The sequence below is a fragment of the Microcystis sp. 0824 genome, from assembly GCF_003112475.1.
Taxonomy (GTDB): domain Bacteria; phylum Cyanobacteriota; class Cyanobacteriia; order Cyanobacteriales; family Microcystaceae; genus Microcystis; species Microcystis aeruginosa_C.
Window position 1 is genome coordinate 121797 of sequence record NZ_BDSM01000007.1, and the last position, 26868, is coordinate 148664.

The following is a 26868-nucleotide window of genomic DNA, read 5'->3' on the forward strand; positions in this document are numbered from 1 at the left end:
TGCACTGAATACAATTTAATTTGCTATCAGAATCCTAATGTCTTGGAATTCATGACCGACGCAATAGTTGCAGACAGTTTATTTATGGAATTGGTGGAGTAGATCGCGAAATTCCGGAAAACTAATCTGATTATCGCGACTTGTATCGGCCTGTTGTAACATAGCTTCGATTTCCTTGTCTGTCACCCCTGGTTCGATCGCCTGAAGACAAGCTTTTAACTCCTCAAGGCTAATTTGTCCCGAACCATCGCTATCGAATAGCTGGAATCTTTCCAATAAAATTTTTTCCTGTTGATCACGATCGCTGTCACTACTAAAAGATAGACGATCGAAGACCTGAAAAGCACGGGCGATATTTTGCCATAATTGACGGGCCAAAGGACGATGGAGAATCGTTTCCTCCTCCTGACCAGTAACTCCGTACTGGCGACGCAAAGACTCGACAGTTTCCGTTTCCGCGGCCGGCAATTCCGTCAATAAATGCTTGATCGCCTCCCTGGAACTCTTACCGGTTAACACTTCCAGCAATTCCGATCCCACCTTGTGATCAGGGTCTTTTTTCCATGTCACCAACAAACTTTCTAACAAAGCATCGCGATAACTCTGCAAACGTAACCAATCCTCGCGACTATACTGCTTTTCCGGATCGAGAAGTTCGGCCGATTCCACACCCAACTCTGTGAGAATTGCCTGATGTTCTGCCTCGGTAATCGTCAACTCTAGGCGCATTTGTTGCAGAATTTCGAGGCTGTGGCCGAAGTCAGTATATCCCTCCTCCAAAGCCTCTTTTAACACCGCTTTATAGGCTTTTAAACGCTTCTGGTGGGTGAAATCCGGCAGTATCTTGGCTAACACATACACCTCATCCGCGTCCAAAGCTTCCAGCGATCGCCCATCGAGATATTTAGCTGTATCGAGACCCAGTTTACCCAACTGTTTACGCAATCTTCCCGCTAGTCCTTCCCGTTGGTAACGACTGGGATCCCTTGTCCAGGTGCGATATAACCATAAACTACTCAAAACCGCCAGTAAAATACTAGCGAAATAATGCCAAAATTTTGGCAAAAGATTAATAAAAGGACGACCACCGAAAATAAAGAAGAAATTGAAAATCAGAAAAGTTCCGACAGTAAAGACTCGATGACGGATAATTTCGGTCGGTAAGGGGGACTTTTGGCGAATTCTATAGACTTTATAGGCATTTTCAACTTTTTTACCGAGAAAATAACCCAAAAAAGTGCAGATTGCCAAAGTTAAGGGAACAGCTACCAACTTCGGAATCGCAATTGCCTGACCGGCAAGATAAAAACCCGGTTTAAGGAGGGATTCTAGTTGATTTTCGTCGTGCGCCCAAGCTCCAGAGAAATAATAGTCCCAATTGCCAGCATAAAGATAATAATAGATAAAATAGCCAAAAACTAAGCCAAAATAACCGTAATAAAGCCATTGGCGATCGCTGTTATTAATCCCATCCCAATAGGACCTTTCCGCATCGATATCGATACAGAGACTTTGACAGGCAACACAGGCACTTTGTTCGCTACCATCTTCTCGGACAATACGACACATAGATTGAGTAATGCCACCGCGACTGTCTTCGTGAGCGGTACTATTTAGTAAACCCCTCGGTTCACCGTAAATCCTTTGAACTGGACTCATGGGACAGAAATAATTACACCAAGATTTGCCCCCATACCAGTAACCCACAAAGATCGCCGCTAGAATAGTAAAGGTTAAAAAGCTACCCAAGAATAAGCGATCGGAATTATAAAAGAGAATCCGTCCGCATAAACCCAAAAATAACAGACTGAATTGTAGATAGAGATAATTCTGGGCTAACCAAGAGTTTTTCGGCACTTTATAGATTTCAGAGCGGACTTTTCCCGATTTATCGGTCTGTTTTTTCTGACGCTGTTTACCCAAAGCGCGTGGTATTTGAGAAAGAAAGGATAAAGGACAGATACGCCGCCAGAGTTCGTGACCGAATACTAATAAGATAAAAATGCCACTAGGAACCACTATTCCCCAAAAAATCGGCGCACCTAACTGATAGGAGGATTGGGGTAGGCAAACTCCCTGGACTTTAATGCACAGATCGGGATCAACTCTCAGGGGACTAGAAAGATTATTAGGATCGGTTAATTTTGCCGAAATAGGGTCAAAAAACAGAGAAAATATCAGAATTAACCAAGCGATGGTCAGAACCCATCGCAAATAGTGCATCGAGCGTTCGGGAATTTGTGCAAACATATATATACATCTGAGTCAAGTCGTTTTGCTAAATTAATATCCAAGTTTCCAATCGATCATTCGGGAATTTTTGTAAACATCCCAGTGGGTGAAAATGCAGTGGACTAATAACACCAGGCAACAAAGTCAGGCCCCCTCGCGTCCATGATGGTACTAGCACGAGTTTCGATCTCGTCAGCAATGGGACTAATCTTACTTTTTCTACCCCCGAGGAAATTCCCCTTCCAGCGGCAGAATGCGGCCTTGACAAATTAACAGTGATCTGGTTGGGAAAATTGTCTTAAAATATTATCTACGCTGCTACTATCACTAAACTAGAACATTAAAGAGCGCATTAGCTTAATCCTTCTCAAAAGTTAAAATTCTATGGCTGAAAGCTTGAACCATAAATCCGAAAAACCTTCTCCCCCTCCCGTCCCCCAAGAAAATCCTTGGCTAGAAGCAGTTAAAACCATTGTCACGGCTGGAATTTTGGCCTTTGGCATCCGCACTTTTGTGGCTGAGGCCCGTTATATTCCCTCTTCTTCCATGGAACCCACTCTCCAGATTAATGATCGCCTAATTATCGAGAAAGTTAGCTATCATTTTCAGAAGCCAGAACGGGGTGATATAGTGGTTTTTAGTCCGACAGCCGCTCTAAAAGCTCAAAATTTTCAGGATGCTTTTATTAAACGGGTGATTGGACTGCCGGGGGATAAGGTGCAAGTCAAAAACGGTTTAGTTTACGTCAACGGTAAAGTTTTAGCGGAAAAGTATATCGCCGAAGAACCTAATTATACTTACGGACCGGTGACAGTTCCCCCCGATCAATATCTGGTTTTGGGCGATAATCGCAATAATAGTTATGATTCCCACGCTTGGGGCTTCGTTCCCCGGGAAAACTTAATCGGTCGCGCTGTGGTGCGTTTTTGGCCCTTTGATCGTCTGGGAGGACTTGACAACCCCGACGCTGCCATAAATCAGAATTAATGTCAACAAAATAAATATAAAAATTCCCCCTAAAACTAGGGGGATTCGGCCATCTATTTGAACATATTACTCACGGAATTGTCCTCATGGATGCGCCATATGGCCTCACCCAGAATCGGGGCAACCGGCAAGACTTTCAGTTGCGGGAAAAAATGTTCTTGCGGCACGGGAATCGTGTTAGTAACGATCACTTCCTCGACTATGCCACTGGATAAACGCTCGATCGCAGGACCAGAAAAAACCGGATGGGTAGCACAAGCATAAACCTGTCGCGCCCCCTTGGCTTTCAGTAACTGCGCCCCTTGAGCGATCGTACCAGCCGTATCGATCATATCATCGACTAAAACCGCCGTTTTATCCTTAACATCGCCGATCAAGTTCATCACTTCCGCCACATTATGGGTTTGCCTGCGTTTATCAATAATTGCTAGGGGAGCATCACTGAGTTTTTTGGCAAAAGCCCGCGCCCTGGCCACCCCACCCACATCGGGAGAAACCACCACGATATCGGGTAATTGTTTACTGAGAAGATAGTCCACCACCACCGGGGAACCGTAAACGTGATCGAAGGGAATATCGAAATAACCTTGAATTTGGGACGAATGCAAATCCATGGCCAACACGCGACTTGCCCCCGCTTCCGTGATCAGATTAGCCACCAGTTTAGCGGCGATCGATTCCCGTCCGGCGGTTTTGCGATCGGCGCGAGCATAACCATAATAGGGAATTACGGCGGTAATTTGTCGGGCAGAAGCACGACGACAGGCATCGATCATGATTAACAATTCCATCAAATGATCGTTGACGGGATTGCAACAGGGTTGAATTAAATAGACATCACAGCCCCGGATCGATTCCTGAATCTGGATGTACAATTCACCATCGGCGAAACGTTTACGAATCATCGGACCCACATCCATGCCCAGATAACGGGCCACCTCTTGGGCAAGAGATACATTAGCGGATCCCGAAAAGAGACGAAGACGATTGCTGTCCGACGCGGCGGGAAACATCGGATGTCGCATCAAAGTAGCAGAATAGCTCACAGCAGATTCTTTACCCTCAAACTCAAGGCACTTTTTTCTATCATCTCAGTTTTGTTGAAAATCTGAGTGGATTTCTTTGTTAGATCTCAATCATAACCAATTACCGATCATCTTCGAGCCATTGCTGCCCCTTTTAGCAGCAACGGCCATGGCCAAATTGCCGCCAGATTTTGTCAAAACCGATTAACGTTTGGCTAACTTTTTCACCGGTAATTTACGCAGACGGATCGATTTCGGGGTAATTTCCACCAACTCATCTGGTCCAATGTATTCGAGGGCGCGTTCGAGACTCATATCCACGGGGGATTGTAACTGAACCAATTCATCCCCGGTGGCGGAACGATGGTTAGTTAACTGTTTAGTTTTGCAGATATTGATCTCCACGTCCTGAGGCCGGTTACTTTCGCCGATAATCATGTTTTTATACACTTTTGTCCCAGGAGTAATAAAGAATACTCCCCGGTCCTCGGCGTTTTTGAGGGCGTAGAAAGTGGCGACTCCTTCCTCAAAGGCAGTAATCACGCCATTGTAACGGGTGGCTAATTCCCCGGAGAAAGGACGATATTCGAGGAAACTATGGTTCATAATCCCCTCACCGCGACTCAGACGGATAAATTCGCCCCGGAAACCGATTAAACCCCGGGCCGGAATTACGAATTCCAATTGAGTGCGGCCATTGCTGCCCGTCTGCATATCCTGCATTTCCCCTTTCCGTTGGCCTAGACGTTCGATACTGGAACCCACCGCTTCTTCGGGTACATCTAAAACGAGGTATTCGTAGGGTTCGCAGGGTTGACCGTTAATTTCCCGATAGATAACCTGCGGCTGCGATACTTGGAATTCGTAGCCTTCCCGACGCATAGTTTCGATGAGAATACCTAAATGCAGTTCTCCCCGTCCCGAAACTAGGAATTTCTCGGCGGAATCACTTTCTTCCACCCGCAGGGCGACGTTAGTTTCTAATTCTCGCATCAGACGATCGCGAATTTGCCGCGAGGTGACAAAAGTGCCTTCCTGACCGGCGAAGGGAGAATCGTTCACCGAGAAGGTCATTTGTAGGGTCGGTTCATCGACTTTAATTAGGGGTAAAGCTTGCGGGTCATCGGCTAAAGTTACGGTTTCCCCGATGTTAGCGTCGGCAAAACCGGCCACAGCAACGATATTACCGGCGCTGGCCTCGTTTAGTTCCACCCGTTTAAGACCTTCAAAACCAAGAAGTTTTGTTATTTTACCCTTGACAACCGCGCCCGTATCCTTTACTAAAGCAGCCTGTTGACCAGCTTTAATTACGCCGTTATGGATGCGGCCGATAACGATGCGTCCTAAGTATTCCGAATAATCGAGGGTGGTTACTTGCAACTGTAGGGGTTTGTTAACGTCCCCGGCCGGTGGTGGAACGTGGTGTAAAATCGCTTCAAAGAGGGGCTGCATATCTTTGTCTTCGTCTTCGAGGCTTTCTTTGGCGAATCCTTGCATCCCGGAAGCGAACAGAGTAGTAAAATCACATTGGTCGTCATCAGCACCCAGTTCCACAAACAGATCGAAAACTTTGTCCACGGCTAGGTTAGGATCCACGTTAGGGCGATCGATTTTATTGACCACGACAATCGGTCTTAATCCCTTTTCTAGGGCTTTTTTCAGCACAAAACGGGTTTGGGGCATCGGCCCCTCGTTAGCATCGACAATCAGGATACAACCGTCCACCATACCTAAAACCCGTTCCACTTCGCCACCAAAGTCGGCGTGACCGGGAGTATCGACGATGTTAATCAGGGTGTCTTGGTAACGAACGGCGGTGTTTTTGGCCAGAATGGTGATACCGCGCTCTCTTTCCAGGTCATTGGAATCCATGACGCAGGTGGGTACATCTTCCCCTTCTCGAAAGATTCCCGACTGTTTGAGGAGTGCATCGACGAGGGTGGTTTTCCCGTGGTCAACGTGAGCAATGATAGCAACGTTACGGATAGGCAGAGACATAAAATATTGAAGTAGTCTTAGGTTTATTTTTACGAGTAAACATTTCTTAATAATTCTAGCTTAGACTGACCAGCACCGTTAGCAAATCTTTATTTTTCCTTGGTTTCCCATCAGCAAGCTCTACTGATTACTGTTGACAGACTCCCCAAACCCTAGGCAAGCAACCCACCCTCGTAGGAGTCGAGACGATAGAAAAGACAACTGGAGGCAGGGGGTAGGGGTAAATTGAAGCTAGAGTGAAAATCCTCTTGAACTTTGTGGGTTAAGCGGGGGGAAACTTGGCGAACAATTTGCGTCAACAGTTTATCACCGGTTTTTTGGAGAATGGGACGGGGAATCTTATAAATAAACTTGGGAAACTTAACCATAACATCCATACGCAGTTCCCAGGTGACTTGGGTGATAACCGCCGGAATATCCCGTCCCTGTTGCCGAAAAATTGCCTCAATTTCCTGACTAGGAGAAGATAGCGGCATTTCCTCTAGTTTCATAATTGCCTGATAATCCACTAGATAGCCTAAAAACGGTTGATCGGGAATGGGAACACTGCGAGTATGATAGACTCCATTGACCGGCAGATCGAGAACCACAGCGATTTTCGGCTCCAGTTCATAGCCAAAAGCTCCATATTTACCGATGGTGATAAGATAACCATTGTCACCAAAGGGCAGAGTTTTCATCGGTTCGGCACAACGACAAAACCAACCTTCGTGAGCGCCCAGATAATCGGCAACCTTGTCCTGATTGCTATACATATCCATAGAGCCGGCAAAACGGGTTTGAAAACCGAGAAATTGATTGTCTTCTTTGACTTCTACAGATTCGCGAGCTAGGGAGTTAATGGGGGGACACTGCATGACTTATAAACCTGGAAAATGATAGTGTTAGAAAAATTTGGGGATTAACCGCCAAAGGATCGGGGAAATTTGTAGAATTGAGATTAGTGTAACGTATTGTTAAAAACTATTTGGTCAAGAAGCGATGAAAGCATTTGTAGCAGGAGCCACAGGGGAAACGGGACGGCGAATCGTTGCCCAATTAGTCGAACGTCAGATTCCCGTCCGCGCTTTGGTGAGAAACCCAGAGAAAGCGGCGGAAATTTTGCCCGCAGGGGTGGAAATCGTCGTCGGAGATGTCCAACAGGCCGATAAGTTAGAGGCACTCATCGCTGATTGTAGCGTTTTGCTATGCGCCACGGGAGCCAGACCGAGTTTTAATCCCACGGAACCTTTGTTAGTGGACTACTTGGGAACTAAAAATCTCATCGATGCCGCAAAAAAGAAAGGAATCGAACATTTTGTTCTCGTTACTTCCCTCTGTGTATCCAACTTTTTCCATCCCCTCAATCTCTTTTGGTTAATTTTATTCTGGAAAAAACAAGCGGAGGACTATTTAATCAATAGTGGACTAACCTACACGATTGTGCGCCCCGGCGGACTGAAAAACGATGATAATCTTAATGCCATTAAAATGTCATCCGCCGATACCCTTTCTGAGGGCAATATTCCCCGCACAAAAGTGGCCTCGGTTTGCGTAGAATCCCTATTTTATCCCGCCGCTAACAATAAAATTATCGAAATTGTTGCCCCCTCAGACGCTCCTAATCTCGATTGGTCACAGTTGTTTCAAAGTGTCAGCTAAACAGTAATCAGTAATCAGTAATCAGTGAACAGTAATCAGTAATCAGTAATCAGTAAACAGTAAACTGATAACTCAAATATGGAAACTAAAAACTCATATCTGATAACTCATATCTGATAATTGATAACTGGTAACTGGTAACTGATAACTGATAACTGATAACTGATAACTGATAATCCGTTAACCTCTTAACCAGTCAAATAATTGACCGAGGGTGATTTGAAAATTCGTAGCAAAAGCGGGGACGGGTAAAAGAGCATTTTCTGATTCAAAAATAGCGATAGTTCGATCACTAAAATAAACAAAGATAATTTCTTCTTCTGGATCGATTAACCAACCCATTTGAGTGCCGTGATCTAGACAATAAAGGATATTTTTAACAACTTTAGTCTGATTTTGATCAGGAGAGAGAATTTCAATCAACCAGTCAGGAGCGATCGCAAAATTATTTAATACTTTTCCCTCGCCATCGCGGGGAATATTTTCCCAGAGAAAAACTGAAACATCAGGAACTAGAGAACGACTGCCAAAAGTACAACGCAATTCAGGATAGGCACGGGCAATTCGTTGGGGTTTTAGACTAGCGTTAATAGCTGGAACTAAATCACCTTGAATAGTGCTATGTTTACCCTGGGGCATTGGTTTAGGAATAATTTGACCGTCAATAAATTCCTTGGCGGGTTTAGTTTCTGGTAATTGTAGAAATTCCCTTAGTGTCAGGGAATTATTAACAGTCACAACCATAAAATTTTTTTATTGATCGTTATGCTCGTTAATTTTATCGCAATTTCTCCAAGCAGAGAAGATCAAAAACAGTTATATAAAAATGTCCGTCACATCGCCGGGACAGGGTTGGGTTTGGTGGTAGTGCAGAAATGCGTGGAACTACACGGAGGCTCGCTCGAAATCGCTAGTATCCCCTGGAATGGAACCACTGTCACGATTTTATTGCCGAAAGTTACCTGAAAAAAAATCGGAGCGAGAATCATTCTCAATCAGGGGAAAACTTCCGGGGAAGAAATTAGGAAACACCACCCAGACGGGCATATTCTAAAATTGACTGGCTAAGAGCATCGCGATCATCGCGGGTGAGATAATAATTCTGGCCGCCGATATCATTAAGAAATCGCAGTAGGGCAAGACAAGCGGACTCTAGATCCGCTCTGCGTCGGGCAGCCGCTAAAGCTTGTTCCGAGGTGGCATAAACTAGGCAATCGCTAATTCCTTCCCTGCCATCCACTCGCCAACATTGAAAAGAATAACCCTGCATTTCTAGGATCAATTCAATCTGCCAGCCGTGATAGTCAAATCGCGTGTAAATCATTTCAAGCAGCCCCTTTTAGGAGAGGAGAGTCACAGGTTTGACCGATCTGATTGTCTAGAAGCCCTGCACCTGTCTAACTTTCTAATTTAACGGGTGATTATGGAAACCCTCTGCAAACTTCGTGCAGATTTCGTGCAGAAATGATTTTGTCCACTGTCCCAAGGCAGATATTACTTTAAACGATAACCAAGACCGTGAACGGTTTCAATAAAGTCTTCTGGCGCACCTAGGGATTTTAGCTTGTGACGAAGACCGCGTATATGGGAAGTAACGGTTTCCTCGGCTGGAGAATCGTCCAAAGACCAAACTCGCTCAATAATACCCGATCGACTTAAGACCCGGCGCCCATGGGTAACAAGTAATTCTAAGAGAGCGAATTCCTTGGGGGTGAGGGAAAGAAATTGACCGTTATAACTGGCCTCGTGGGTACTGGGATTTAACTGCAAACCCCCCCAAGATAATAAAACACTGCTGGTGCTGCTGCCGCGTCGGATCAAGGCCCGAATCCGCGCCATTAATTCGCCCAAATCGAAGGGTTTAGTGACATAATCATCGGCCCCTGCGTCTAATCCGTCGATTTTATCGATTACCGTATCCCTTGCGGTTAATAATAAAACGGGAACGGTGGCATTAGCAGAGACGGGATGATGGGATTCCGCTCGTCGCAGACGTTGACAGAGCAAAGTTCCGCTTAATTTGGGCAGGGTGACATCGAGAACTAAAAGGTCATATTTGCCTAATTCTAGCCAATTCCAGCCTTCTTCTCCGTCTCTAGCCACATCGACAACGTATTGTCGCTCGCTCAATGCCTCTCGCAAAATCTCGGCTAGTTGCATATCATCTTCTACTACTAAAATTCGCATGGTCTAGACTTGACACTCCCGCCGTCAAGCTGACGCTGTGACGGGGGATTCTTGATTCACAGAAACCCGCTTTTCGGTACAAGTACCAACGAGTCTTACAGTTTCTCCCCAAGCTTGAAATTCCGACTGTCCATCGGTATTTGTTGACAGTATTCTCATACCTTCTTCCCTTACATTCTTGGCGGCGTTTTCATCTCTATCGTGCTGCGTCTTACATTCTGGACAAATCCATTCACGAATACTGAGAGTCAATAAATCATTTTTAAATCCACAGCAAGAACAGAGTTTTGTACTCGGATAAAACCTGTCAACTTCTACAAGTTTTCCTCCCTCTCTTTTTAGCTTGTAGTCCAAGAAATTAAGCAACATACCAAAACCAGCGTCATGTATTGATTTAGCTAATTTAGTCCTTGCTAACCCTTTAATATTCAGATTCTCGGCTACAACGATTTGGTTTTCATCGCATAACTTTCTGGAGAGTTTATGAAGAAAATCCTGTCTAGTATTTGCTATCTTTTCTTGAACCTTGGCTACCTCCTTAATGGCTTTTTGGCGATTATTAGACCCCTTGGCTTTACGAGACAATGCTTGTTGTCTCCGCTTTAAACGTTTAGCATATTTTCTGGTAGGTTTGATTGGGTCAATCTTGTAGGTTGTTTCACCATCAAAAACCGTAACTAAAGAAGATAAACCTAGGTCTATCCCTGATATTTTTAGTTTTTCAATGGTTGTTGAGTCATCCATCTCAAACAAGATGGCAGCAAAATATTTATCTGTACTGGTTTTAGAAACAGTTACGGATTTAATCTTACCATTTATTACTTGAGAAATATTAGCTTTTACAACCCCTAATTTAGGTAGCTTAATTCCCTTATTTCTAATTGAACAACTTTCAGGATAACGGATTGATTGTTTTTTGTGCTTACTTTTAAATTTAGGGAATTTTGTTCTTTTTGAGAAGAAGTTCTTAAAAGCAGATTCTAAGTTTTTCAATGATTGCTGCAAGGTAGCGGCAGTAGCCTCAGCTAACCATTCAAAATCCAGTTGTTTCTTGAGTTGGGTAAGGTCTTTTGCCATGTCACAGTAGGTCATTCCTTTACCAGTCTCTAGGTACTGATTGTTAGTTTTATTTAAGTAGTAATTCCAAACAAAACGGACGCAACCAAAGTTTTTAGCTAAGGCTAGTTCCTGTTTTTTGTTTGGGTATATTCTCACTTTTAAAACATTTAACATCAGCCTGACCCCATCTGTGCTATCTTTTCAGTATAACACTTACCGCTTAAATATGTCAAGCTCATACATACCTTGAGAATCAAGCCTTTCCTTATTAGGAAACACTGTCGCGTTAGTTTAGATTCTGGGGGCAATTCATCTCCCGTTAATTTCTGGTATATTTTTAATTAAGGAGAAATTTAACGGGAGTCCTCTTGCTCCATTTAGATAGAGTAAGCTGGAAATAGCGTCGGTTTGCTGCTGATGAATTGGCTCAAACAAGGAAAATGGATCGCGGGAGGTTTCGGGCTAACTGTCTTATTGATGGGAACTATTAGCCTAGTTTCCTATCGCAATACCCTCGCCCTGCGTCAGCGCGCTGCTGAGGTGGAAGTTACCTACGAGATCATCGATAATCTCGCTAATCTTTACGCTAACATGGCGGTGGCCGAATCGGGAAGACGCGATTATATCAAAACTGGCAGCCCCAGTGAATTAGGCCGTCATCGTCGGGCGATCGCTTTGATGCAATCTAACTGGCAACTCCTAGCTAAACAATTAGAAAACGGCACGAATTTCGAGCGCGAAATGGTGACTCAGATCGGGGATTTAATGTATCGGCGAATTGCTCTATTTAATCAATCGATCGCCACCTATAAATCCGATCAATCCGATGATATTTCTCAAGATGCAATCACGGTTAAAAGTGTCGAAGTCCGGGATAAGTTTCAAAATCTTCTTACCTATTTACAAGCTAGTCAGAAAAGGAATTTAAGAAGTAGCATCGCTAGTTCTAGGGATAGTATTAGCGAAAATTCTCTGTTGGGTTTACTGGGAACTTTTACTAGCTTTGGGATTATTTGCGGAGTTTATTTTTTAGTTTTTTGGCAAGAGAAACGGCGACAAAAAAGTGAGGAAATTCACCGATTATTACTACAGGAAAAAGAACTTTCTGATCTAAAAATTCAGCTTTTTTCCATGATATCCCATGAGTTCCGAACTCCTTTAACCGTTATTCTTTCCGCCTCGCAGTTATTAGAAAATGGTTTAAAAGATGCAGAACAGTCGAGCAGAAAAAATCTATATAGAATCCAGTCTTCTGTCAAGCTAATGAATCAATTTTTGACAGATATTTTGATTTTAACTAGGGCAGAATCTGGCAATCTAAGTTGTCAACTAGAGCCGCTCGATATTGAAGCTTTTTGTTTAAATTTAGTCGAGGATTTTCAATTTATCAATAAAAATAATACGCCGATTAAATTTGTCAGTCAGGGATTGATGATTCGTCCCTATCTAGATGAGAAACTGCTCTACTCGATTTTAAGTAATTTACTCTTAAATGCGATTAAATATTCCCCCACAGGAGCAGGGATTAGTTTGATTTTGGGGAAAGATAGCGATCGCATTGTTTTTCAAGTCCGGGATCACGGTATCGGCATTGCCGAGGAAGATAGAGGTAAGATCTATGAACCCTTTTATCGGGGTCAGAATGTGGAAAATATTATCGGCACGGGATTGGGGTTAGCAGTGGTTAAAAAATGCGTCGAACTCCACCGTGGCGAAATCGCCCTAGATAGCCAAGTGGATAAGGGAACAAGCTTTACCGTCAAACTGCCCATTTCACCCTAGTTCCAGCTTGAGCGGCCCAAAGATTACAAAATGTAACTTTCTTTCTTCCGAAACAGGACGAAAGCAACGAAGAATTTTTAAGTAAGTAGTTATAATTAAATTGAAGATAGATTTTGGGTTCGATCCCCCCTGCCCCCCTTAATAAGGGGGGTGCCGATCCCCCCTTAATCCCCCCTTGATAAGGGGGGTGTCTGACAACTTTTAACACCTACCTACTTATCTTCTAGATTAATTGATCGCAAGATTCAATCTCGATCGACCCTAAAACCGCCACCAGTGCCTGATTGCGGCCCGAATTAGTCCAGAATCAACTCACTCGCGCTTGATGGCATCGCAACTTTTAGGCAAAAATAGGGCTTTTACCGTCAAAAAAGCCTATATTTTGGCTATTTACCCCCCGGGTTGACCCCTGATTTTTGCAGCCGGTTGACTCTCCTGGGGAACTGGTCACGGTTTCCTGATAGGATAAGGTGACTTGGGATTAACTTATGGTGTTGAAAATATGTCTCTAAAACCTTACATTTCTCGCTTATTAGCTTTGGTTCTTGTCCTGGTCATCGGATTGATGGGTTGTTCCAGTAGTTCGGGGTTAACCGGCAATTACGGACAGGATACCCTAACGGTGATTGAAACTTTAACCACAGCCCTTGATTTAGTCAAAGATGACCCGAATAAAGCGGCAGTTGAGTCGCAAGCAAAGGAACAAATCAACGATTACATCTCCCTCTACCGACGAGATAAAAAATCCGGGGGTTTGCGTTCTTTCACTACTATGCAAACAGCCTTAAACTCTCTAGCTGGTTATTATACCGCCTACGGTTCCCGTCCCATCCCCGACAAACTCAAACAACGTTTAAAACAAGAATTTAAACAGGTGCAATTCTCTCTCCAGAAAGGAATTTAGATACAGATTAGGGGTTGGGTGTTAGGGTTTTGGGGGGTTAGGGTTTTGGGGTATTAGTTGAAATCGCTCCATCTCCCCACTCCCCCATCTCCCCACTCCCCCACTCCCCAATTCATAATTCATAATTCATAATTCATAATTCTCCCACACCCCACTCCTGCAAAATCAGACCAAATCCGGTTAGACTAGAAATACAAAGCGTATTATAAAAAACTACAAAATTGATTCAAGACGAAACCCTAGAATTATTGGAATGGCCGCGGCTATGTCAACACCTAGCTACTTTTGCAGCGACTAAACTAGGTGCGATCGCGATTCGTCAATTGCCATTACCAGAAAGCAAAGAGGAAAGTTTAAACCTACTCTGCCAAACCAAAGAAGTTTATAGCTTAGAACAAAAATTAGATAGTCGTCTTTCCTTTGATGGGATTAGCGACATCGGTGATGCCCTAGAAAGGGCGCATCTGGGGGGTTTATTATCGGGACAGGAACTTTTAAATATTGCCACGACTTTAGCGGGAGTGCGACGTTTACGCCGTTTAATTGACGAACAAGAAGATATACCGGTTTTAAAAGAGTTAGTAGCCGAAATTCGCACCTATCCAGAGATAGAACAGGAAATACACCGTTGTATCGATGAAGATGGCCGGATATCTGATCGCGCTAGTCCCCAATTACGCGAAATTCGGGGACAAATGAAGGTGATTAGAGAGCGAATTTACCGAAAATTACAGGATATCATGCAAAAACAGGGCGGTGCTATCCAAGAAGCAGTGATTACCCAAAGAAGCGAGCGCTGGGTGATTCCCGTCAAAGCATCGCAAAAAGAGCAAATACCGGGGATAATTCACGATACTTCCAGCACAGGGGCGACTTTTTACATTGAACCTCACTCTATCGTTGACCAAGGCAATCAACTGCGGCAATATCGTCGTCTGGAACAAATCGAAGAAGAAAAAATCCTGCGGCAGTTAAGTAATCTGATCGCCGAAGCCTTTGAGGATTTAGAATATTTACTAGCGATCGCTACTAGGCTCGATCTGGCCACCGCTAGGGCCCGTTACAGTTTATGGTTAGAGGGTAATCCCCCCCGCTTTATCGATGGTTCGGAAACGATTACTTTACGGAATTTGCGTCATCCTTTGCTCTGGTGGCAAAAACACCACGAACAGGGGGGGGAGGTCGTACCAATAAATGTGCAGATTAGCCCAGAAATTCGCGTTGTTGCCATCACCGGACCAAATACCGGCGGAAAAACCGTTACTTTAAAAACCCTCGGATTAGCGGCTTTAATGGCGAAAGCGGGCCTGTTTATTCCAGCGCGGGAACCGGTAGAGATACCCTGGTTCGATCAGGTTTTAGCCGATATCGGGGATGAACAGTCTTTACAACAGAGTTTATCGACTTTTTCGGGTCACATTCGCCGGATTGTCCGCATTTTAGCGGCTTTAAATTCTCGTTCCTTGGTTTTACTCGATGAGGTGGGAGCAGGTACGGATCCGGCCGAGGGAAGTCCTTTAGCGATCGCTATTTTACAATACCTCGCCGATCATAGTTTACTGACGGTGGCTACCACTCACTACGGGGAATTAAAAGCGTTAAAGTATCGAGATTCTCGCTTTGAAAATGCCTCGGTAGAGTTTGATGATCGCACTCTTTCCCCCACTTATCGACTATTATGGGGCATTCCGGGCCGTTCTAATGCTTTAACTATTGCCCAGCGTTTGGGATTAAGTGCCGAAATTGTGGCCGAAGCGAGAAATCATCTGGGGGGGTTATCGGAGGAGATAAATCAAGTAATTGCTGGTTTGGAAGCGCAAAGACGGGAACAGGAGTCAAAAGCTCAAGAAGCTAGTCAATTACTCCAACAAACGGAGAAATTTTATACAGAAGTGTCCACGCGGGCTAATTCTCTACAGGAGAGAGAGCGAGAATTAAAGCGTTATCAGGAGCAGGAGATACAAAAAGCTTTATTATCGGCAAAAGCAGAGATTAATGAGGTTATTCGCCGATTGCAAGCGGGAACAAAAACCGGTAGGGATGCTCAAAAAGCCACAGAGGAGTTAACTGCGATCGCAGAAAGGTTATTACCAAAAACGGAAAAAACTAAGGTTAATTATCGTCCGCAAGTGGGGGAAAGGGTACGCTTGCCCAATTTGGGACAAACTGCCGAAGTTTTAGCAATTTCACCAGAATCAGAGGAGATTTCCCTGCGTTTCGGTATGATGAAGATGACCTTACCCTTAGACCAGATTGAGTCTTTGGATGGTCAAAAAGTGGAAACTGTGCCAAAACCTGCCAAAAATTTGCCCCAAACTCCCGCAAAACCCCAGGAGACTCCTTTAATTCGTACTTCTAATAATACCGTCGATATTCGCGGTTCCAGGGTGGCAGAGTCAGAAACGGATATCGAACAGGCGATCACCCGCGCCACCCCATCGGGCATATTATGGATTATTCACGGTAAAGGTACGGGGAAATTGCGTCAAGGTGTTCACGATTTTTTATCCCGTCATCCCCAGGTAAAACGCTTTCAATTAGCACCCCAAAATGAGGGCGGTTCGGGGGTAACTATCGCTTATTTAACTTAGGGTTGGCCGAAAAGGTTTTTTGTCGGGTTAGAAGCCAGGAGATAGGGTGATAGGGTGATGGGGTTTTAGGGTTTTAGGGTTTTAGTTGAAATTCCCCACTTCCCCACTTCCCCACTTCATAATTCATAATTCATAATTCATAATTCATACTTTGTGGTTTTTGTCAAAAAAACTTTTTTTTTGCAATAAAACTACACAAAAAAAAGATCATCGTTGTGGGTGAAATTGACTGATTTACCCGTCTTAATTAGGATCACCTTCTAGGTGTGGCAAAGGTTTCAGCCATTGCCGCCCAAAAAAGCACAGAATAGGCCACTATGAAATTCTATCAAATCGCTGTAACCATTACAACATCGTTGTTAAATAAAAATCTTTCTCAATTAATTCTTAAGAATTTATAAATATTGCGGAATGTTAATTTAAATATTCTCAAGTTTTTGGAGTCAATCAATAATTTTTGCTTATCTTTAGCCAACAATGGGTTAGGAGTCAGGAGTCAGGAGTCAGGAGTCAGGAGTCAGGAGTCAGGAGACTTTTTTTATCCCACTTCATAATTCATAATTCATAATTCATAATTCCCAAGAAGATTATTTTCTAGAGAATAAAACGTAAAAACAGGGAATAATAAACAGAGTTAACAGAGTTGCTAAAGACAAACCCGAAAAAACGACAATTCCTAAAGGTTGCAGGAATTCTCCCCCCTCTCCCAATCCTAAAGCGAGGGGAAATAAACCTAAAACCGTGGTCACGGTAGTCATTAAAATCGGTCGTAAACGTTGGGGAGCGGCCTTTAAAATGGCTTGTAGTCGAGTAAAACCGAATTCTTGCCGCAATTGATTGGCTAATTCCACCATAATAATCCCGTTATTAACCACAATCCCCACCAATAAAACCACCCCGACGATGACAATGGCATTAATCGGGGTTTTGGTCAAATATAGTCCAAAAATTCCCCCCGCTAGGGCCAAAGGAACGGTTAACATAATCACCAAAGGGTCTATAAGCGAGTTATACTGCACGGCCATGACCACAAAGACTAAAAATACCGATAAACCCGCTAATAAACCCAAAGAACCCTGAATTTCTTGATTAGACGTGGCAGCAGCACTGGGTAAAATGCTGACACCATCGGGTAAGGGAGTAGCGTTTAAAACCGATTGTACCCCCGCAAGTGCGTCACTTAATTTCGCTCCCTCGACCAAACTGCCGATAATAATAAAAACTTGACGCTGATTAATTCTCTGGATGACCGCCGGGGTTTTTCCCGCTTCAATCCTGGCGATATCTGCTAATTTTAAGTCTTCTTGTCTATTGACAAAAATAGGTATTTGTGAGATGTCACTAATTTTTTGCCGCGAGTTGGGGTCCAATTGCACTCGGATATCGATTAATCTTTCTCCCCGTTGCAGTTGGGTGGGGATCGATCCTTGAATAGCGGTCCGTAGCGTTTGTCCCACTTCCAGGGTACTCAATCCCAAACTATTTAAGCGAGTCCAATCGGGTTTAATCTGGATTTCTGGTTGTCTGGGGTCAGCATCGGGACGAAAACGCGCACTAGGGACTTTTTCATCGAGAATACTGAGGATTTCTTCACCAGCTTGCTCTAAAGTGTTCCCATCGAGTCCCTGTAACATCACATCCACATCGGCACCAACGGAGGGAGAGTTATTAAGAATAATACCGCGCACTTGACCGGGGGTGAGACGCAAACGCACGTTAACGAGGTTTAATTGCTCTAGTGCTTTGCTCATGCGTTCGATATAGGCTTCTGTATTAGTGCCTTTTTTGAGACTAATCGTACTAGAAGCACGCAAAATATTTTCATTGGTAGTTGTGCCAAAAAGAGAACCGCCACTGGTAGTAAAAACATACTCAGTTTCCGGTTGTGATAATAAAATCTTTTCCACTTCCCGCATCACCTGACGGTTAGTATTTAAATTGGTACCAGGAGGAAATTGAGCAAAAACGTTCACCTGTCCGGTTTGAATACGACTAAAGACTTCCTGGGGGATATATTGCCAGAGATAGAAACTACTTCCCCCTAAAATTAAAAAGGCCAGCAGGATAACAGGTATTCTGTAGTGGATGATTTTAGCTAAAAAACGACCGTAGAGGATGGTTAAACCTTCTAGACGTTGACTAAAGACTCTTAAGAGCCAAAACCGATGAATACCACGGTCAACCTGCATATTTAACAAACGACTGGCCAACATGGGAACAACGGTTAACGCACACAGCAGAGAAGCAGCCACAGCAAAACTGATAGTGAGGATAATCTCGTTAAACAGTAGGGAAATAAAACCACCCAGTAGTAGAAATGGCAGGATAGAGACGAGATTAGTCGCAGTGGAGGCCACTAAAGCAGATTCTACCTCTTGGCTGCTATTCCGGGCAATTTCTAAAAAATCTCGCTTATTTTGGTTTTGATTAACTTTGAGGGCAATATTTTCCAGCATGACAATGGAATTATCCACCACGATGCCCACCCCTAGGGCCAATCCTCCCAAACTAAACACATTTATCGATAACCCAAATAACTTCATACAGATGATTGCGACGAGGGTAGAAAGAGGAATCGCTAGGGTAATGATAAAAGTCTGTCGCAGGGAACCGAGAAAGACGAATACAGTCAATCCTGCTAGAATTGTCCCCGCTAGTCCCGAAGAAACCACGTTATTGACTGCGTTTTGGATAAATACAGACTCATCGGTAGTGGGGACGACTTGCATTCCCCCGGTCATTAACCCGGATTTTTTTAATTCTGTAATGCGTTTTTTGACCCCTTCTACCACAGCAATCGTGTTCGCATTCGGTTGTTTTTGGACGCTAACCCTGACGGCATTTTTTCCATTTAGGGTGACAAAAATTCTTTGTTCTTCTGTCCCATCGATAACTCTGGCCACATCCCGCAGATAGATTTTTTCTTCGGGATTATTACTATCGGTTAGTGCTAAATCTTGAATGTCCGCTACGTTTTTAAATTTCCCCACCGCACGGGTTAAAGGTTCCCCAGTTTCTCCCTCTAGTCGGCCACCAGAGATGTCCTGATTGCGTCTTTTTAGGGTGTCTAAAACCTGATTTAATCCCACTCCTAAAAATTGTAATCGCTGCAGGTCAATATTAACTTGAATTTCTTCTCTAACTCCCCCAATCACGTCCACCACTGCCACTCCTTCCACAAATCCTAATTCTCTCCCTAATTCTTCATCGGCAAATAATCTTAAATCTTTTAGGGGTAGGGTATCAGAAACGACAGCGAATTCATAGACGGGTAAACGAGAGGGTTCAAATTTATTTAAGCGCGGTTCTTCAATAATATCGGGTAAATTTTGTCGGACACGATTAAAACTTTCGGTAGCTTCATTTAAAGCGACATTTAAGTCTCCCCCCGGTTGAAAAAATAAATCTACTCGCATCCTCCCCTCGCGAGTTTCTGAATAAACTTGCACTACTCCCTCGGTGGCACTCATTCCTTCTTCTAGGGGTTTAGTTACTTCTTCGAGAATAACTTCCGGGGAAACTCCCGGGACATTCATCCTTAAACTAATGCGGGGATAAGTGATAGAAGGAAGCAAGTCCACTTCTAAACGATTTAGAAAAAAAAGACCGATGATGATAACTGCTATAGTTAACGTCAATACTCCTATGTGACGACGAATTGATAGACCGCTTAGGGAGATGTTTTCTAACATGATTACCTATGGGGGAGAGTGAGGAGACAGGAGACAGGAGTTAGGAGTTAGGAGTCAGGAGATTATTTTTATCTATTCTTCCCACTTCATAATTCATAATTCATAATTACCACTGATAACTGATTAATTGTGCATAACTCGACCGAAACTCCATAATTTTTGATAATAATGACGACTGACGCTATCTTTATCATCGGTGAGGAGATTTATAGCGATACCATTGTTACCTGTTTCTTTGCCTGAACTGTGGATATATTGATTATTCCCTAGATATAAAGCCACATGATTAACTCTTTTATCACCAAAAAAAATTAAATCTCCTGGGAGTAATTCCTCTCGGTTTATTTTTTGACAAAAAGCCTCCTGTTGATAGGAATCCCTCGGCAACCAAATGTCAAAGCTGGCAAAAGCGGCCTGGATTAATCCTGAACAATCGTAATTAGGTGCAAGGGTTCCACCCCAGAGATAATGATTGGTACGGTTCCTTGCTTCCTGAGTAAAAGAGATAATCTCAGGAATATGTTTTTCTATGTCTGAACGAGTTAGAGGAATTTTTTGATAAGCTGTGGTGGCCACCGCAATTGCATCTAAATCTTCTCCGCATAACCAAGCTAAATAATTATCTTCCCTTAGCTGAATTGGTAATCCTTTTTCGGTAATTTCTAGGGAAATAAATTTTAATTTTCTTCCCTGTTGTGCTTGGGTAGCTAACTCTTGACAACTGGGAGAATTGTAGAGATTTAAGTCTCTTTTACAGAGATATTCTTGGGTGGATGATGGGGTAAGAGAGATGATTTTCATAAAAAATATATCGGAATTATATTGACACAAAAAACTGCCAGACTAGCCAAAAGCGAAGGTATAAAAACAACGAGAATAACCTTAATTCTGTAATCTTCAAGTTTCCACCTCTCTTAATTCTTGGCCACAGAGATAATCTATAACTGAACTGAATCCCTGAAAAATTATTAAACCTCTTGCCTAATTAACTTTTCACGGTTCAAGAACGGACAAAATAAGGATTAAATTGCCTAAAATCTGTAAATAGAGCATTCAATCGCTTATTATTGATTCTCAATTCTCCTGACTCCTGACGACCGACTCCTGAATACTGACTACCGACTCCTAACCCTAACAACAATTTTTGATTTTTACCACAGGTCGATAATAGCCAGTTCCTTAACAATATGTTACAATAACCGGCGAGGGGGGAGTGACCGATATCTGGAACTTTTGGGCTAGAGATAGATTCTATCGATCAGCAGTCACCTCCTAAGTAAGCCCTTAATTCAGATGTTGAGGTTAGTCCATGGCCAATGTTTCCGGGCGGTTTGAAAAGCAAGAATACAGCCAAAACTCAGAAAATACCGTCACGGTGGTCAGTTCAGTCATGTCCGGTTTAAAAAAAGCATCTCCCCTGCAAAAGGGCTTATTTTGGGGAATAACCCTCAGTTTTACCGCCCTAGTTTCCGCCACTGTTGGGGCTGCCGTCGCTTTAATTAGTCCCTTACCCGCACCAATTGGGGCCATCTTCCAAAAAACGGCTTTTCCTACCCAAACAGACATCCTTGAGGCCCAAGCTTGGAATAGCCTAATCAATCAGCAGCTTTCTCGTCCTGTTAATATTTTAGTTATGGGCATCGATCGAGTTTTAGATGCCAAAAACAGCGACGATCTATTTAAAGGTCGCAGCGACACCATGCTCCTAGTGCGCTTCGATCCTAGTGATAAAACCGTGAGAATGCTGTCTATCCCTCGCGATAGCCGCGTCAGAATCCCCGGCCACGGTTTCACTAAAATCAACGATGCTAACGTTCACGGCGGACCGACTCTAGCGGCAGAAGTGGTCACTAATACTTTAGGGGATGTCACCATCGATCGCTATGTGCGGGTAACTACCGATGCCTTTAAGGAATTAGTCGATTTAGTCGGGGGTGTAGAAGTTTATGTACCCGAACGAATGTATCATAAAGATGTCACCCAAAAATTAGAAATTGATTTACAAGAGGGTTGGCAAAATCTCAACGGCGACCAAGCCGAACAATTTGCCCGTTTTCGTAACCCGCAATACGGCGATATTGGTCGCGTACAAAGACAACAAATTTTATTAAAAGCACTACAACAAAAGATTTTTAGTCCGACAATTCTCCCCAGTCTCCCGAAAGCAGTACAGGTTTTACAACAATATATCGATACGAACTTAAGCGTCGAGGAAATGCTGGCTATCGCTAATTTTGGCCGGGAAATTAAACAGGATGACCTAAGAATGATCCTACTCCCCGGCCGGTTTAATAGCCTTGAGGAATACGATGGTCGCAGTTATTGGATTTTGAACCGTCGCGAAATTAGAACCATTGTGGCTAATAATTTTACCGATAACTACGCGGGGGGAGAAACCTCCGTTTATAATCTGCGGATTGCCATTCAAAATGCCACCCATACCAAAGGTTTAGCCCGTCGTACTCGTAATTATCTGGCCAAACAGGGCTACACAAATGTTTATATTAGCGATGACGCCTCCCAAAAGCTAGAAACCACGGCAATTATTGCCCAAAAAGGTGATATTCAGTCCGCTAACCTCTTGAAAAATCAATTGGGAATCGGTAAAGTAGAATCATCCTCCACTGGTGCTTTAGACTCAGACCTAACCATTCGGGTGGGTGATGATGTGGCCCAGTTTCTCGACGCTCAACAGTAACAATGTTGAAAAATTTTTTCAGTCTGGTTTTAATTATTTTGCTGGCGATTCTTTGGCTACTTTTCGCAGCCCGTCCGGCAGCTTTAGCCCAAGATAAAACGATTAACTATAGTTTTGCCCAGCTGCAAGATCGGGATTTTTCCCATCAGGATTTGCGCGGAGGAGTTTTTGCCGCTGCCGCAATGCGGGGAGCTAACCTAGAAGGGGCCGATTTATCCTATAGTATTCTCACCGAGGCTGTCCTCTTAAAAGCTAACTTAAAAGGGGCCGATTTAACCGCCTCTTTGGTAGATAGAGTTACCCTCGATTTTGCCGATTTAACCAATACTATTTTTACCGATGCGATCGCTACTCGCAGCCGTTTTTATGACACAATTATTACCGGGGCCGATTTCACTAACGCGGTGATTGATAACTATCAGGTCAAGTTAATGTGTGAACGGGCCGATGGCATTAATCCCGTCACGGGAGTGGCCACCAGAGATAGTTTAGGCTGTAATTAGGGTTTGCTGAATAAATCTAAAAACCTTGTTGGGTAATAATTTTAGACTTTTTATCAATCAAAAAGTACCAGATCTGGGAGTGATCGGGGGGAAAATTCTGGGACTTTTTCCCTGAAAATTAGGTAATTGACCCCCTCAAAACCCCACACCCCACACCCCACACCCCACACCCTGTCCCCACGAAAAACTTTTTGCCGCAAACCCTAATTAGCAATTCCGGGCAGATTCTAGCTGACTGCTCAAAAATAGCTTACCCCCTACACCCCGGCTATCTCGATCGAGACAGTAGGGATGTAGAATGAAAATACTGAGCGAGGCTAGAGAAAGGAGAGAGACTCTTGATAATCGTCATCGATAACTATGATAGTTTTACCTACAATTTAGTCCAGTATTTGGGAGAATTAGCCTCCGAGTTTCCGATCGCCTTGCCGATCGAGGTCTATCGTAATGATAAAATCGATCTGGCCACGATCGAACAAATGCGGCCGGATGGGATTGTCATTTCCCCAGGTCCTGGTCGTCCAGTCGATGCGGGCATATCTCTGGAATTAATCGCCAAATTTGGACCCCATTTGCCGATTTTGGGGGTCTGTCTGGGTCATCAAAGTATCGGTCAGGTATTCGGAGGGGATGTGGTCCGGGCCCCGGTCTTGATGCACGGCAAAACTTCGCCAATCTATCACAACAGTGAAGGGGTATTTCAAGGCTTAGAAAATCCTTTTACTGCCACCCGTTACCATAGTTTAGTGATCGAGCGCTCCACCATGCCGGATAATTTAGAGATCACGGCCTGGGTGGAAGATGGCACGGTCATGGGAGTCCGTCATCGGGATTACCCCCACATTCAAGGAGTACAATTCCATCCCGAAAGTATTTTAACCACTGCCGGCAAGGAACTTTTAAGAAACTTTCTCCGATCCCTCTAGTGTTTCCTAATCCCCAACCCCTGAAATTAACCTTAACTTGATTAATTCTGCATCTACATTTATGAAAAGGCGAGATTTTATCTTATCGGTGGGGACAAGTTTCTTAACCGTGGCAGTAGGCTCAGTTTTAGCGGAAACTAAACCGAAACCAACTAACCCCACTTCCCCCCAAAAACCCGATAATTCCCTCTTAGTTCAATGGTTGGGTCATAGTTGCTTTTTATTCACCGGAGGAGGACAAAGAGTCCTAGTTAATCCCTTCCGGGCCATTGGTTGTACGGCGGGTTTTCCTTTGCCAAAAGTAGAAGCAGATATCGTTTTAATTAGTAGTCAACTCTGGGATGAAGGGGCCGCCGAGGGTTTACCAGGTAATCCGAAAATTTTGTTTGATCCGGGGGCCTATGATCTGGGTAAATTAAAATTCCAGGGCATTAGTATCGCCCATGATCGCATGGGTGGGCAACGTTTCGGCATGAATGTGGCCTGGCGTTGGACTCAAGCCGGGATCAGTATTGTCCATTTAGGGGGGGCAGCAGCCCCAATCGAATTAGAACAAAGAATTCTCCTAGGTTCGCCGGATTTAGCTTTTATTCCCGTGGGAGGGGGTCCAAAAAATTATAATCCCCAAGAAGCAAAACAGGCGATCGAAGTTTTACAACCGCGAATTGCTGTCCCGACGCAATACTTTACCAGTGCCGCCGATAAAAAGGCCTGTGAATTGGTGTCTGTAGATGAGTTTCTCAAGTTGGTCAAGGATAAAAATATCCGTTTAATCGAGGACAATAAATTACGGATTCGTGCCGCCGATTTACCGAAAAAAGGGACTCTAATTCGCGTGTTTGACTACCGCAAGCTGTTACAGAAATCCTAATTTTTAGGAGCCAATGACCTAGTACTGCTGTAGATCATCTCCTAGTTATCTAAAAATTGCTTTAACAATCTTATTAAAAATGTTTTTGCTGAAAGAATCTCGCTCTTTTTTTAGACAGGGATGGACAATTGCAGTTTTACTAATTGCCCTGCTTGTTTCCCTGCCGATTTTATCGGTTGCCAGTAGTTTATTAACTAATTCTAGTCAAGTCTGGCAACATCTGATCGAAACTGTTCTCTGGGATTATCTAGTTAATTCTTTTTGGTTGATGTGCGGGGTGGGCAGCGGCGTTTTAATCATCGGTGTCGGCACCGCTTGGTTAACAACGATGTGTCAATTTCCCGGTCGTCAACAATTTCAATGGTTATTATTACTACCCCTTGCCGCTCCCGCCTATCTCTTGGCCTATACTTATACCAATATGATGGACTATTTTGGTCCGGTGCAGACGTTCTTAAGAAGTGTTTTTGCTTGGGATAGTGTCGAGGATTATTGGTTTCCTAATATCCGTTCTCTCTGGGGTGGGATTCTGATGTTAATACTGGTGCTTTATCCCTACGTTTATCTGTTAGCAAGGGTCGGTTTTTTAGAACAATCTGTCTGCACGGTGGAGGCAAGTCGCTCCTTGGGATGTAATCCTTGGCGCGGTTTTTTTACTGTCGCTTTACCCCTAGCAAGACCGGCAATTATGGCGGGATTAGCCCTAGCTTTAATGGAAACTCTGAACGATTTTGGTACGGTGCAGTATTTCGGCATTAATGCTTTTACCACGGGTATTTATAATACTTGGTTCGGTATGGGCGATCGCATAGCAGCGGGACAATTATCCACAGTTTTAATGGTATTTATCCTCGTTTTAGTTTTCCTTGAACAATCCTCCCGTCGTCAAGCTCGTTACTATGAAATGACCAATCGTTTCCAGTCACCGACTAAGTACGAACTAGGATTTGTTCGCAGTTTTTTGGCAATAATCTCCTGTTTTTTACCAGTATTTCTTGGGTTTATTGCCCCCGCTTTCTATCTGTCCTATCTAGCCTTTAATCATGCCCAAGAAACTTTTAATAATGACTTTTTTAGTTTATCGGTAAACAGTTTTTTTCTGGCTAGTTTAAGCGCAATTATTGCGGTAGTTTTAGCTTTAATTCTCGCCTACGGGGAAAGACTTAATCCGAATAAAACTCTTAAGCTTTCTGTGCGGATTGCGGCCGCTGGTTACGCTATCCCCGGCATTGTTATCGCGGTGGGGGTTTTAATTCCTCTCGGCAAATTAGATAACTTTTTCAATCAAGTATTAAATATCAATTTAATTCTGAGCGGCACGATTTTCTGTCTGATTTTTGCCTATATTGTCCGGTTTTTAGCCGTAGCTTTTTCCACGTTAGAATCGAGTTTAAGTAAAATTAAACCTAGTTTAGATGATGCTTCCCGCAGCCTTGGCTATGGCACTGGTGCCACTTTAATTAAAGTGCATATTCCTCTTTTGTCGGGGGGATTATTGACGGCGGCTATGTTAGTTTTTGTCGATGTGATGAAGGAATTACCGGCTACTTTGGTGTTAAGACCTTTTAATTTTGATACCCTAGCGGTGCGCGTTTATCAATACGCCAGTGATGAACGTTTGGTGGAAGCGGCGGCCCCGGCCCTAGCCATTGTCCTAGTGGGATTAATTCCGGTAATTTTTTTGAGTTGGCAAATTTCCCGACGGGCGATCGATTAAAGTGGTGGTCGATTCCTAGACCAGTTGGCGATCGGCCAGCAGCTTAGTTCTATAG

21 protein-coding genes are annotated in these 26868 nt (G+C 43.7%); 11 read left to right on the forward strand and 10 right to left on the reverse strand.

What is annotated here, in order from left to right:
* Positions 1-78 precede the first annotated feature (78 nt).
* Positions 79-2250: an EF-hand domain-containing protein gene (locus N0824_RS03030; protein WP_108935655.1), complete on the reverse strand. Its 2172-nt coding sequence runs from the start codon at positions 2248-2250 to the stop codon at positions 79-81.
* 366 nt (positions 2251-2616) lie between these two features.
* Between N0824_RS03030 and lepB the strand changes: the two genes are divergently transcribed.
* On the forward strand, positions 2617-3219 hold the full coding sequence (gene lepB / locus N0824_RS03035; RefSeq protein WP_002775492.1) for a signal peptidase I: 603 nt from the start codon (positions 2617-2619) through the stop codon (positions 3217-3219).
* A gap of 53 nt (positions 3220-3272) precedes the next feature.
* Here lepB and N0824_RS03040 read toward each other — a convergent pair whose 3' ends face one another.
* The 3 genes from N0824_RS03040 to N0824_RS03050 form a co-directional block, all read right to left on the reverse strand.
* Positions 3273-4244 (reverse strand): ribose-phosphate pyrophosphokinase, encoded by a 972-nt coding sequence (locus N0824_RS03040; RefSeq protein WP_172456653.1) that lies wholly within the window; start codon positions 4242-4244, stop codon positions 3273-3275.
* A gap of 204 nt (positions 4245-4448) precedes the next feature.
* A complete protein-coding gene (gene typA / locus N0824_RS03045) occupies positions 4449-6242 on the reverse strand; it encodes a translational GTPase TypA (RefSeq protein ID WP_002796752.1) in 1794 nt (597 codons plus the stop codon).
* A gap of 152 nt (positions 6243-6394) precedes the next feature.
* Positions 6395-7099 carry a DUF1997 domain-containing protein gene (locus N0824_RS03050; RefSeq protein WP_108935656.1) on the reverse strand — a complete coding sequence of 235 codons (705 nt, stop codon included), beginning with the start codon at positions 7097-7099 and terminating at the stop codon, positions 6395-6397.
* Positions 7100-7223: 124 nt separating this feature from the next.
* Between N0824_RS03050 and N0824_RS03055 the strand changes: the two genes are divergently transcribed.
* On the forward strand, positions 7224-7883 hold the full coding sequence (locus N0824_RS03055; protein ID WP_108935657.1) for an SDR family oxidoreductase: 660 nt from the start codon (positions 7224-7226) through the stop codon (positions 7881-7883).
* Between the two features lie 180 nt (positions 7884-8063).
* Here N0824_RS03055 and N0824_RS03060 read toward each other — a convergent pair whose 3' ends face one another.
* Positions 8064-8627, reverse strand: a complete 564-nt coding sequence (locus tag N0824_RS03060; RefSeq protein WP_002771891.1) for a Uma2 family endonuclease — start codon at positions 8625-8627, stop codon at positions 8064-8066.
* Between the two features lie 21 nt (positions 8628-8648).
* Between N0824_RS03060 and N0824_RS03065 the strand changes: the two genes are divergently transcribed.
* Positions 8649-8849 (forward strand): ATP-binding protein, encoded by a 201-nt coding sequence (locus N0824_RS03065; protein ID WP_108935658.1) that lies wholly within the window; start codon positions 8649-8651, stop codon positions 8847-8849.
* 55 nt (positions 8850-8904) lie between these two features.
* Here N0824_RS03065 and N0824_RS03070 read toward each other — a convergent pair whose 3' ends face one another.
* The 3 genes from N0824_RS03070 to N0824_RS03080 form a co-directional block, all read right to left on the reverse strand.
* Positions 8905-9207, reverse strand: coding sequence for a hypothetical protein (locus tag N0824_RS03070; RefSeq protein ID WP_108935659.1), 303 nt, complete (start codon positions 9205-9207; stop codon positions 8905-8907).
* A gap of 170 nt (positions 9208-9377) precedes the next feature.
* Complete coding sequence (locus tag N0824_RS03075; protein WP_002801205.1) at positions 9378-10070, reverse strand: response regulator transcription factor; 693 nt, start codon at positions 10068-10070, stop codon at positions 9378-9380.
* Positions 10071-10094: 24 nt separating this feature from the next.
* The gene (locus N0824_RS03080; RefSeq protein ID WP_108935660.1) at positions 10095-11303 is read right to left on the reverse strand and encodes an RNA-guided endonuclease TnpB family protein; all 1209 of its coding nucleotides are present in this window, start codon (positions 11301-11303) and stop codon (positions 10095-10097) included.
* A 243-nt stretch (positions 11304-11546) separates the two neighbouring features.
* Between N0824_RS03080 and N0824_RS03085 the strand changes: the two genes are divergently transcribed.
* From N0824_RS03085 to N0824_RS03095, 3 genes are all read left to right on the forward strand, one after another.
* Entirely contained in the window at positions 11547-12911 is a 1365-nt protein-coding gene (locus tag N0824_RS03085) for an ATP-binding protein (RefSeq protein ID WP_108935661.1), read from the forward strand.
* Between the two features lie 502 nt (positions 12912-13413).
* Positions 13414-13815, forward strand: coding sequence for a photosystem II protein Psb27 (gene psb27, locus N0824_RS03090; protein ID WP_108935662.1), 402 nt, complete (start codon positions 13414-13416; stop codon positions 13813-13815).
* Positions 13816-14036: 221 nt separating this feature from the next.
* Positions 14037-16406, forward strand: coding sequence for an endonuclease MutS2 (locus tag N0824_RS03095; protein ID WP_108935663.1), 2370 nt, complete (start codon positions 14037-14039; stop codon positions 16404-16406).
* A 587-nt stretch (positions 16407-16993) separates the two neighbouring features.
* On the opposite strand, the gene N0824_RS03100 is transcribed toward N0824_RS03095, so the two are convergent.
* Positions 16994-20098 (reverse strand): efflux RND transporter permease subunit, encoded by a 3105-nt coding sequence (locus N0824_RS03100; RefSeq protein ID WP_108935664.1) that lies wholly within the window; start codon positions 20096-20098, stop codon positions 16994-16996.
* A 123-nt stretch (positions 20099-20221) separates the two neighbouring features.
* On the reverse strand, positions 20222-20899 hold the full coding sequence (locus tag N0824_RS03105) for a C40 family peptidase (protein WP_108935665.1): 678 nt from the start codon (positions 20897-20899) through the stop codon (positions 20222-20224).
* A gap of 508 nt (positions 20900-21407) precedes the next feature.
* Here N0824_RS03105 and N0824_RS03110 point away from each other — a divergent pair.
* The 5 genes from N0824_RS03110 to N0824_RS03130 all read left to right on the forward strand — a co-directional run bounded on the left by N0824_RS03110 (position 21408) and on the right by N0824_RS03130 (position 26813).
* Positions 21408-22796 carry an LCP family protein gene (locus N0824_RS03110; RefSeq protein WP_108935666.1) on the forward strand — a complete coding sequence of 463 codons (1389 nt, stop codon included), beginning with the start codon at positions 21408-21410 and terminating at the stop codon, positions 22794-22796.
* Positions 22797-22798: 2 nt separating this feature from the next.
* Complete coding sequence (locus tag N0824_RS03115) at positions 22799-23299, forward strand: pentapeptide repeat-containing protein (protein ID WP_108935667.1); 501 nt, start codon at positions 22799-22801, stop codon at positions 23297-23299.
* A 338-nt stretch (positions 23300-23637) separates the two neighbouring features.
* Positions 23638-24225 carry an aminodeoxychorismate/anthranilate synthase component II gene (locus N0824_RS03120; protein WP_108935668.1) on the forward strand — a complete coding sequence of 196 codons (588 nt, stop codon included), beginning with the start codon at positions 23638-23640 and terminating at the stop codon, positions 24223-24225.
* A 61-nt stretch (positions 24226-24286) separates the two neighbouring features.
* Complete coding sequence (locus N0824_RS03125) at positions 24287-25096, forward strand: MBL fold metallo-hydrolase (protein ID WP_108935669.1); 810 nt, start codon at positions 24287-24289, stop codon at positions 25094-25096.
* A gap of 79 nt (positions 25097-25175) precedes the next feature.
* Complete coding sequence (locus N0824_RS03130; RefSeq protein ID WP_108935670.1) at positions 25176-26813, forward strand: iron ABC transporter permease; 1638 nt, start codon at positions 25176-25178, stop codon at positions 26811-26813.
* Positions 26814-26868: the final 55 nt, after the last annotated feature.

What these genes read in the sequence shown, in the direction of transcription:
- N0824_RS03060 (WP_002771891.1), bottom strand. Translation starts at nt 8,627, where the DNA reads ATGGTTGTGACTGTTAATAATTCCCTGACACTAAGGGAATTTCTACAA.
- N0824_RS03130 (WP_108935670.1), top strand. Translation starts at nt 25,176, where the DNA reads ATGTTTTTGCTGAAAGAATCTCGCTCTTTTTTTAGACAGGGATGGACA.
- N0824_RS03075 (WP_002801205.1), bottom strand. Translation starts at nt 10,070, where the DNA reads ATGCGAATTTTAGTAGTAGAAGATGATATGCAACTAGCCGAGATTTTG.
- N0824_RS03125 (WP_108935669.1), top strand. Translation starts at nt 24,287, where the DNA reads ATGAAAAGGCGAGATTTTATCTTATCGGTGGGGACAAGTTTCTTAACC.
- N0824_RS03110 (WP_108935666.1), top strand. Translation starts at nt 21,408, where the DNA reads ATGGCCAATGTTTCCGGGCGGTTTGAAAAGCAAGAATACAGCCAAAAC.
- N0824_RS03040 (WP_172456653.1), bottom strand. Translation starts at nt 4,244, where the DNA reads ATGCGACATCCGATGTTTCCCGCCGCGTCGGACAGCAATCGTCTTCGT.
- N0824_RS03030 (WP_108935655.1), bottom strand. Translation starts at nt 2,250, where the DNA reads ATGTTTGCACAAATTCCCGAACGCTCGATGCACTATTTGCGATGGGTT.
- psb27 (WP_108935662.1), top strand. Translation starts at nt 13,414, where the DNA reads ATGTCTCTAAAACCTTACATTTCTCGCTTATTAGCTTTGGTTCTTGTC.
- N0824_RS03085 (WP_108935661.1), top strand. Translation starts at nt 11,547, where the DNA reads ATGAATTGGCTCAAACAAGGAAAATGGATCGCGGGAGGTTTCGGGCTA.
- N0824_RS03065 (WP_108935658.1), top strand. Translation starts at nt 8,649, where the DNA reads ATGCTCGTTAATTTTATCGCAATTTCTCCAAGCAGAGAAGATCAAAAA.
- N0824_RS03100 (WP_108935664.1), bottom strand. Translation starts at nt 20,098, where the DNA reads ATGTTAGAAAACATCTCCCTAAGCGGTCTATCAATTCGTCGTCACATA.
- N0824_RS03105 (WP_108935665.1), bottom strand. Translation starts at nt 20,899, where the DNA reads ATGAAAATCATCTCTCTTACCCCATCATCCACCCAAGAATATCTCTGT.
- N0824_RS03115 (WP_108935667.1), top strand. Translation starts at nt 22,799, where the DNA reads ATGTTGAAAAATTTTTTCAGTCTGGTTTTAATTATTTTGCTGGCGATT.
- typA (WP_002796752.1), bottom strand. Translation starts at nt 6,242, where the DNA reads ATGTCTCTGCCTATCCGTAACGTTGCTATCATTGCTCACGTTGACCAC.
- N0824_RS03050 (WP_108935656.1), bottom strand. Translation starts at nt 7,099, where the DNA reads ATGCAGTGTCCCCCCATTAACTCCCTAGCTCGCGAATCTGTAGAAGTC.
- lepB (WP_002775492.1), top strand. Translation starts at nt 2,617, where the DNA reads ATGGCTGAAAGCTTGAACCATAAATCCGAAAAACCTTCTCCCCCTCCC.
- N0824_RS03055 (WP_108935657.1), top strand. Translation starts at nt 7,224, where the DNA reads ATGAAAGCATTTGTAGCAGGAGCCACAGGGGAAACGGGACGGCGAATC.
- N0824_RS03080 (WP_108935660.1), bottom strand. Translation starts at nt 11,303, where the DNA reads ATGTTAAATGTTTTAAAAGTGAGAATATACCCAAACAAAAAACAGGAA.
- N0824_RS03070 (WP_108935659.1), bottom strand. Translation starts at nt 9,207, where the DNA reads ATGATTTACACGCGATTTGACTATCACGGCTGGCAGATTGAATTGATC.